This is a genomic window from Streptomyces sp. NEAU-YJ-81, from assembly GCF_017592595.1.
Taxonomy (GTDB): Bacteria; Actinomycetota; Actinomycetes; order Streptomycetales; family Streptomycetaceae; genus Streptomyces; species Streptomyces hygroscopicus_B.
This window is the reverse complement of the sequence record NZ_JAGFNO010000117.1, coordinates 1-1127: the sequence shown is the minus strand read 5'-3', so window position 1 is coordinate 1127 and position 1127 is coordinate 1. Positions and strand designations below refer to the sequence as shown.

Below are 1127 nucleotides of genomic sequence, written 5' to 3'. Positions count from 1 at the left end.
CGGCCGCGCGCACATGACATGCGTCCCGGTCCGGATCGGCGTAGACGGCTACGCTCGCGATCCCGGCATCCCGGCAGGCACGGGCAACACGGACAGCGATCTCGCCACGGTTGGCGATGAGCACCTTCGTCAGCATGTCGACTCCAGGGTCTGGTTCGGGGCGGCGTCGAGCTGGTCGATGGTTTCGAGCGTCAGGTGGCCGCCTGAAAGTACGGAGAGACCCGGGAGTGCCGCCTCCTCGGCGAAGACGGTGGCGACGATCTGTTCCGGGGTTTGGTGCGGGCGGGTGTCGAGGACCTCGTAGCCGGTGTCGCGCAGGCCCCGGGCGATGACGTTGGCGCCGCGGTCGTGGCCGTCAAGCCCGGGCTCGGCGATACGGGTGCCCGGCACCGGCGCGGCACTGGCACCGGCACGAGCTGTCCGCTGTTGCGGAGTCTTCATGGTCTCTCCGTTCGAATGGTCAGCGGGGCGGGAGGGCCCCACCGGCCGCCGGGGCCAGGGAGCGCGGTGCTTGTGCGACGACGTCGCGGCTGCGGGCCCCGTGGCTTCCTCAGCGTGGCCAGTAGGAGCTGCGCCACGCTGCCGGGCCCGGCTGGGGCGGGGCGCTGCACGAGATGTTGCGGGTTTTGACCGTCCACTCGTCCAGTCGCTGCGGCGTCGCGGGGACGGCTGAGGCCGCTGCGGCGCGGGCTTGGATCACCGCTAGCGCGGCGGCCAGCTCTTCGTGAGTGGGGTTGCCCCGTACGACCGTGAACACCATTGGCCGCCCTTTCCGAAGTCCGTGAGGTCAGTGGGGTCAGAGGGGGATGTTGCCGTGCTTCTTCGGGGGCAGGGACTCGCGCTTGTTCCGCAGGGTCCTCAGTCCGCGGACGATGTGGCGGCGGGTCTCGGAGGGCATGATCACCGCGTCGACGTAGCCTCGCTCGGCCGCGATATACGGATTCAGCAGGGTGTCCTCGTAGTCGGCGATCAGCTCGGTGCGGGTGGTCTCCGGGTCGTGGGAGGCGGCGATGGTGCGCCGGTGGAGGATGTTGACCGCGCCCTGGGCGCCCATGACCGCGATCTGCGCGGTGGGCCAGGCCAGGTTGAGGTCGGCGCCCAGGTGCTTGGAGCCCATCACGTCGTAG

General features: G+C 70.4%; 3 protein-coding genes and 1 pseudogene. All 4 read right to left on the bottom strand.

The annotated features are described in order from the left end of the window. A partial coding sequence (locus J5X86_RS50165; RefSeq protein ID WP_208523232.1) for a biotin carboxylase N-terminal domain-containing protein occupies positions 1 to 133 on the bottom strand: 133 nt, incomplete at its 3' end. A gap of 53 nt (positions 134 to 186) precedes the next feature. After that, positions 187 to 441: pseudogene (locus J5X86_RS51865) on the bottom strand (cobalamin-dependent protein); the annotation flags it as partial. Between the two features lie 109 nt (positions 442 to 550). Beyond that, the gene (locus J5X86_RS50155; protein ID WP_208523230.1) at positions 551 to 760 is read right to left on the bottom strand and encodes an acyl-CoA carboxylase subunit epsilon; all 210 of its coding nucleotides are present in this window, start codon (positions 758 to 760) and stop codon (positions 551 to 553) included. A 36-nt stretch (positions 761 to 796) separates the two neighbouring features. Beyond that, on the bottom strand, positions 797 to 1127 hold a 331-nt coding region (locus J5X86_RS50150), incomplete at its 5' end, for a carboxyl transferase domain-containing protein (RefSeq protein ID WP_279595827.1).

Bases quoted from the DNA above. Each gene is read 5' to 3' on its own strand.
- J5X86_RS50155 (WP_208523230.1), bottom strand. From the start codon at position 760: ATGGTGTTCACGGTCGTACGGGGCAACCCCACTCACGAAGAGCTGGCC.